The organism is Micromonospora sp. CPCC 205554 (assembly GCF_036902745.1).
GTDB classification, from domain to species: domain Bacteria; phylum Actinomycetota; class Actinomycetes; order Mycobacteriales; family Micromonosporaceae; genus Micromonospora; species Micromonospora tulbaghiae.
In genome coordinates, this window is record NZ_JBAKHP010000044.1 from 25,725 (window position 1) to 32,602 (window position 6,878).

The following is a 6,878-nucleotide window of genomic DNA, read 5'->3' on the forward strand; positions in this document are numbered from 1 at the left end:
CAGGCGCGCTGGCCGGTCGGGAGTTGACGGGCCGCTGGCTAGTCGGCCGTGGGCAGCGGGGCGAACAGGTCCACGCCGTTGCCGTCCGGATCGTGCAGGACCGCGTACCGCTGGCCCCAGAACGCGTCCCACGGCGGCAGCTCACCGTGGTGCCCGGCGGCGGTCAGCTCCGCGTACCAGCGGTCCACCTCGGCCGGGCCGGCGCACCGGAAGGCCAGGCTCATCCGGTTGTTGCCGCCGGACGGGTCGAACTCGGGATGGAAACTGCGGATCGTCTCGACCGTGTCCCAGGCCAGCCGTACGCCGTTCGGCAGGGTGACCTCGACGTGCCCTTCGGTTTCGGCGCCGGCCGGGATCGGCAGCCCCAGCCGCCGGTAGAAGTCGAGCGTGCGGGCCATGTCGGTGACCACGGCCCCGACCAGATCGAACTGCGGTGTCATGCGGCCACGGTAGGCGTGAGCGGCCCGGCCCGTCTTGAACGGATCGGACGGGGGACGAGTGGCCGGTGTGGCCGCGCGGCCGGTCGCCGAGACGTTACGGTGGGGAACAAGTCCGGCTCCGAGCAATAAAGCTCGCATTCCGGGCGTGCTCCGATGACCGGCGAGGGAAGGAAAGCAGCCGTGACGCATCTGGCCTACCTGGACGCGGGATCCGGCAGTCTCATCGTGCAGGCGGTGGTCGGCGGGGTGGCCGGGGTGGCGGTGGCCGCCAAGCTCTACTGGCGCCGCCTGGTGTCCCGGTTCCGGCGTCAGCCCACCGACCAGGGCCCGGCGGCGTGACGATCCCCGACACCGGCGTCCGCGTCGAACCCGGCTCCTTCCGCGACCCCGGCAACCGGGTGTTCCACCGCGGCGACGAGGTGCTGCGCGGCCTCGACGAACGCTCGGCCCGCGACTGGCGGGCGCTGTCGGTCACCGACTTCTTCCGGCAGGCCACCGCCAGCGGGCAGATCGTCGGCACCGAGGAGCTGACCCCGACCCCGGTCGACGCGCCCTGGACCGCGGTGCTGCGGCACGAGCGGATCCCGTTCGTCTCGCACCCGTACGAGTGGTCGTACGCGATGCTGCGCGACGCCGCGCTGCTGCACCTCGACGTGCTGCGTGCCGCTCTGGAAGCCGGCTTCACCACCAAGGACGGATCGGCCTACAACGTGCAGTGGCGCGGCGCCCGGCCCGTCTTCATCGACGTCGGCTCGTTCGAGGCGCTGCGCGACGGCGAACCCTGGGCCGGCTACCGGCAGTTCTGCCAGACGCTGCTGTACCCGCTGCTGATCCAGGCCCACCTCGGGCTGGACTTCCAGCCGTTCCTGCGCGCCCGCGTCGACGGCGTCGAGCCGGACCAGATGCGGCGGCTGTTCGGCGGCACCCGGCGCTGGCGGGCCGGCGTGCCCACCCACGTGCACCTGCACGGCGCCATGCAGGCCCGCAACTCCGCCGCGAGCACCACCGACGTCCGCGCCCAGTTGCGCGCCGCCGGGTTCTCCCGCGAGCTGGCGCTGGCCACGGTACGCGGACTGGCGAAACTGGTCCGCCGGCTCGACCACCGGCCCGGCGACAGCCACTGGTCGGACTACCAGCGCACCTGCGCGTACTCGGTGCCGGACCGGCAGGCCAAGGAGGAGTTCGTCGACCGGGCGGTGGCCGCCGTCGGCGGAGGATCGGCGCTGGACCTGGGCGCCAACGACGGCCGGTACGCCCGCATCGCCGCCCGGCACGCCGCGCACGTCGTCGCCGTCGAGCAGGACCCGGCGGTGGTCGACACGCTGTACCGCGCGCTGCGCGACGAGGGCGAGACACGGATCCTGCCGCTGGTGATGGACCTGGCCGACCCGTCGCCCGGCGGCGGCTGGCGCGGCGTCGAGCGGGCCGCGTTCGCCGGCCGGGCCCGCGCGGACACCGTCCTGGCCCTGGCCGTCGTGCACCACCTGGCGATCGGGCGCAACGTGCCGCTGCCCGAGGTGCTCGACCAGCTCACCGCGCTCACCGCCACCGGCGGCAGCCTGGTGGTGGAGTTCGTCCACCCGGACGACCCGATGGCCCGCCGGCTGCTGGCGAACAAGCCCGACGGCCTGTTCCCGGACTACCGGCGCGACGCCTTCGAGGCGCTGCTGGCCCGCCGGGGCCGGGTCGTCGCCCGGACCGAACTGCCGTCCGGCACCCGCACGCTCTACCAGGTGGTGGTGGGTGGCTGAGGACACCCTCGCACCACCCCGGGACCACGCGGCCGGACCCGGACGCCGGGAGCGCCGGCCCCGGTGGCGGGCCGAGGCGGCACGGCTGGCCGAGGTGGCCGCGCTGGTCGGGCTGGTGGTCACCCAGCCGTTGCTCGACGTGCTGGGCCGCAGCCCCGACTTCTTCCTGTTCCACCGCGCCTCCCGGGCGGACGTGCTGCTGCTGGTCGCCCTGATCGCGCTCGCGCCGACAGTGCCGCTCGCGCTGCTCGGCGCGCTCACGCTGCCCGCGGGACGCCTCACCCGGGCCGCCGCGCACACCGCGATCGTGGGCCTGCTGCTCGCCGCGCTGGCGGTCCAGGTCGGCCGGCACGTCACGCCGCTTCGGGGCGTACCCCTGCTGGTCCTCGCCGGTGTGGCCGGAGCGGCGGGGGCGGCCGCGCACCGGCGGTGGCGGGCGCTCCGGCGGGTGCTGCGGGTGGCCGCCGCCGGGCCGCTGGTGTTCGTCGGGTTGTTCCTGTTCGCCTCGCCCGCGTCGGCGGTCGTGCTGCCGCGCGGTGAGGGCGGCGCCGCCGGGGTGGCCGGGGCGGGCGCGCACCCGCCGGTGGTCATGATCGTGCTGGACGAGCTGCCGCTGGTCTCCCTGCTCGGCCCGGACGGCCGGATCGACGCCGAGCGCTACCCGAACTTCGCGGCGCTGGCCGGCGGGTCGACGTGGTACCGCAACGCCACCGGCGTCAGCGGCTGGACGCCCTACGCGCTGCCCGCGATGCTCACCGGGCGCTACCCGGAGCGGGGGGCCGCGCCGCACTACTCGCAGTACCCGGACAACCTGTTCACCGCGCTGGGCGGCCTCTACCGGATCAAGGCCGAGGAGAGCATCACCCGGCTCTGCCCGCCGAGCCGCTGCGAGCAGGCCACCACCCCGGAGCAGGGGCTCGGCGTGCTGGTCCGGGAGAGCGGCCGGCTGCTCGGCCGGATCGCCGCACCGGTGGACAGCCGCATCGACCCGGAGGACTCCTACCGCGAGCGGACCGCTGCCGAGGCCGGGCTGGACGCCGCCGAGCCGGTGCCGGACGACCCGAAGTTCCGCTGGGACACCCTGGACGACAACCAGCCGGCCCGGTTCACCTCGTTCCTGGCCGGGCTGCGCCCCGACACCCGGCCCGCGCTGCACTTCCTGCACCTGCTGATGCCGCACTCGCCGTGGGCGTACCTGCCGTCCGGGGCGCACTACGCCGCGCCGGAGGACCTGCCCAACGACGGCGCCGGCTGGGTCGACCTGGCCCGCGCCCGGCACCTGGCCCAGCTCGGCTACACCGACCGGCTGATCGGCGAGACGCTGCGCACGCTGCGCGCCACCGGCCTCTACGACAAGGCGCTGGTGGTGGTCACCGCCGACCACGGCGTGAGCTTCCGCCGCGACTGGCAGGGCCGGGGGATGGACGCCATCGACCACGCCGCGAACGAGGTGGCCTGGGTGCCGATGTTCGTCAAGGAGCCCGGCCAGCGCGCCGGACGGGTGGACGACCGCAACTGGGAGCACGTCGACCTGCTGCCCACGATCGCCGACGAGACGCACATGAAGGTGCCGTGGCGGATGGACGGCCGGTCGGCGAAGGCGGCGCCGCGCGAGCGGGCCGGCAAGCGCTTCTACGACCGCCCCGGCCAGCCGGTCACCATCACCGGCGGGGTGCCCGCCGCGGTCCCGCCGCCACCGGCCGATCCGCTCGTCGGAACGCGGGTCGGTGACGCGCCGGCCGGCGGCTCCGCCACGGTGGCGAACCGGGCCGCGTTCGACGCGGTCGACCCGGCCGGCGGCGGGCTGCCGGCGCTGGTCTGGGGCACCGTGCCGGACGACGTGCCCGACGGCACCCGGCTCGCCGTGGCGGTCAACGGAACGGTCGGCGCGGTGGTGCCCGTCGTGCCGCCGGACGCCGGTGGACGGCGTTTCGCGGCGCTGCTCGCCGACGACCGGCTGTTCGCCGCCGGAGCGAACCGGCTCGACCTCTACCGGGTCGGTGACGACGGGACGCTGCGGCGGCTCACGCTGTCGTGACGGACCTCCCGAACGTGCCCATGGACGCGCTCCCATCCGGTTTCCGGACCGGCTGGTCGGGAAACAGGTGACGCACACCTCACCCCGAAACCATGACGAGCGGTGTTCTCCGCGCCGTGATTACGGTAGAAGCGAAGGCAATTCAACGAAGATCTTGCCGGCGAAGCGAGGAACAGATGACGGAAGTCAAGCTCGACCACCCCGGTGGGCAGCTGTCGATGCCGGTGCAGTCCGCGGTTGAGGGCCCCGCCGGGATCGGGGTGAGCAAGCTGCTCAAGGAAACCGGGATGACCACGTACGACCCCGGTTTCGTGAACACCGCGTCCTGCTCGTCCGCCATCACCTACATCGACGGTGATGCCGGCATCCTGCGGTACCGCGGTTACCCGATCGACCAGCTGGCCGAGAAGTCCTCCTTCCTGGAGGTCTCCTACCTGCTGATCTACGGCGAGCTGCCGTCCCAGGCGCAGCTCAGCGAGTTCAGCGAGCGGATCCGGCGGCACTCCCTGCTGCACGAGGAGATGCGCCGATTCTTCGACGGGTTCCCCCGCGAGGCGCACCCGATGGCCGTGCTCTCCTCGGCCGTCAGCGCCATCTCGACCTTCTACCAGGACAGCCTGGACCCGTTCGACTCCGAGCACGTGGAGATGTCCACGGTGCGCCTGATGGCGAAGGTCCCGACCATCGCCTCGTACGCCTACAAGAAGTCGATCGGGCAGCCGCTGCTGTACCCGGACAACTCGCTGGGCTACGTCGAGAACTTCCTGCGGATGACGTTCGGCGTACCGGCCGAGCCGTACGAGGTCGACCCGGTGGTGGCCCGGGTGCTGGACATGCTGTTCATCCTGCACGCCGACCACGAGCAGAACTGCTCCACCTCGACCGTGCGGCTGGTCGGCTCCAGCAACGCCAACCTGTTCGCCTCGGTTTCGGCCGGCGTGAACGCGCTGTTCGGCCCGCTGCACGGCGGCGCCAACCAGGCCGTCCTGGAGATGCTCCAGAAGATCCAGGCCGACGGCGGCGACGTCCGCTCCTTCGTGCAGAAGGTGAAGGACAAGCAGGACGGCGTGAAGCTGATGGGCTTCGGGCACCGGGTCTACAAGAACTACGACCCGCGCGCCGCCATCGTGAAGAAGGCCGCCCAGGACGTGCTCGGCCGGATGGCCAAGCCGGACCCGCTGCTGGACCTCGCGGTGCAGCTCGAGGAGATCGCGCTCGCCGACGACTTCTTCGTGTCCCGGCGGCTCTACCCGAACGTCGACTTCTACACCGGCCTGATCTACAAGGCCATGGGCTTCCCGACCAAGATGTTCACGGTGCTGTTCGCGCTCGGCCGGCTGCCCGGCTGGATCGCGCAGTGGCGCGAGATGATCAACGACCCGGAGACCAAGATCGGTCGCCCGCGGCAGATCTACACCGGCGCCACCGAACGGGACTACGTCCCCGCCGAGCAGCGCTGACGCAACCCGGCGAAAGGCCGCCGCCTCCGTCCCGGAGGCCGGCGGCCTTTCCCGTCCCGGCGCCCCGCCCCGCCCGCCCCCCGTCCCCCACCCCGCTCTCGCTGATCTTGCACTCGGTGCCCGGGCATTCCGGGCATTGCGACCGTCCTGAGGGCGCCGAGTGCAAGATCGCGGGGGAGAGGGGCGGGGCGGGGGCGACGGGCGAGGAGCGGGTTAGCGGAGGCCGGCGGCGGTCAGGAGGTTGCCCTCGGGAACGTGCGGGGCCGGGTGACCGTGTTCCATGCGGTGCTGGGCGCGGGCGGCCGTGAACGCCGGGTCGCCGGCGATGGCGGCGGCGTACGCGCCGGCGGTGCGGGACGCGATGGCGGCCCAGCCGTACTGCTCGTGCACCATGGCGCGGGCCCGCCGGGCGAGCGCGCGCGCCCGGTCCCGGTCGGACAGCAGCGCGTGCACCGCCTCGGCCAGCCCGTCCGGGTCGTGCGGGGCGAACGTCATCCCGGTGACGCCCGGCTCGACGATCTCGGCCAGCCCGCCGGTGCGGGCCACCGCCAGCGGCGCGCCCGCGGCGGCACCCTCCAGCGCCACCATGCCGAACGGCTCGTAGATGCTCGGCACCGCGAAGCAGTCCGAGGCGGCCATCACGGCGGGCAGGTCGGTGCCGCCGAGGAACCCGGGCATGCTGACCGTGGCGCCCAGCCCGAGGCGGTGCACCTCGGCCTCCAGGTCGGCCTTGTACGGCCCGTCGCCGACGATCACCGCGCGCAGCCCGGGGTGCCGGTCGCGCAGCCGGGGCAGCCCGGCCAGCAGGTGCTGCACGCCCTTCTCGTACACCAGGCGGCCGGCGAACGTGACCAGCGGGCCGTCGGCGGCGAACCGGACCCGGGCGGCGGCGACCGCCGACGCGGGCACCCGCCAGCGGTGCGGCTCGACGCCGTTGGGGACCACGTCGACCCGGGCGGCGTCCACGCCGAACAGCGCGCCCACCTCGTCGCGCATGTAGCCGGAGCAGACGATCACTCGCCCGGACTCGCCGGCGAGCCAGTGCTCGACGCCGTGGATGGTGCGGTTCATCTCCTCGGGCAGCCAGCCCTGGTGCCGGCCCGCCTCGGTGGCGTGGATGGTGCTGACCAGCGGCACGTCGAGGTGCTCGCGCAGTGTCATGGCGGTGTGCGCGACGAGCCAGTCGTGG

Annotated in this window: 6 protein-coding genes; 4 read left to right on the top strand and 2 right to left on the bottom strand. The window is 73.7% G+C overall.

The window, feature by feature from the left end; genetic code table 11:
- Positions 1-38: 38 nt before the first annotated feature.
- Positions 39-440, bottom strand: a complete 402-nt coding sequence (locus V6U82_RS29965) for a VOC family protein (RefSeq protein ID WP_128139072.1) — start codon at positions 438-440, stop codon at positions 39-41.
- 180 nt (positions 441-620) lie between these two features.
- Here V6U82_RS29965 and V6U82_RS29970 point away from each other — a divergent pair, with 180 nt between their 5' ends.
- From V6U82_RS29970 to V6U82_RS29985, 4 genes are all read left to right on the top strand, one after another.
- Positions 621-779 carry a hypothetical protein gene (locus V6U82_RS29970; RefSeq protein ID WP_018787270.1) on the top strand — a complete coding sequence of 53 codons (159 nt, stop codon included), beginning with the start codon at positions 621-623 and terminating at the stop codon, positions 777-779.
- Positions 776-2,191: a methyltransferase domain-containing protein gene (locus V6U82_RS29975; RefSeq protein WP_334467269.1), complete on the top strand. Its 1,416-nt coding sequence runs from the start codon at positions 776-778 to the stop codon at positions 2,189-2,191. The genes V6U82_RS29970 and V6U82_RS29975 overlap by 4 nt, the downstream gene beginning before the upstream one ends.
- A complete protein-coding gene (locus tag V6U82_RS29980; protein WP_334467271.1) occupies positions 2,184-4,229 on the top strand; it encodes a sulfatase-like hydrolase/transferase in 2,046 nt (681 codons plus the stop codon). The genes V6U82_RS29975 and V6U82_RS29980 overlap by 8 nt, the downstream gene beginning before the upstream one ends.
- Before the next feature lie 176 nt (positions 4,230-4,405).
- Positions 4,406-5,689, top strand: coding sequence for a citrate synthase (locus V6U82_RS29985; protein WP_334467273.1), 1,284 nt, complete (start codon positions 4,406-4,408; stop codon positions 5,687-5,689).
- A 213-nt stretch (positions 5,690-5,902) separates the two neighbouring features.
- Here V6U82_RS29985 and V6U82_RS29990 read toward each other — a convergent pair.
- On the bottom strand, positions 5,903-6,878 hold a 976-nt coding region (locus V6U82_RS29990), incomplete at its 5' end, for a glycosyltransferase family 4 protein (protein ID WP_334467275.1).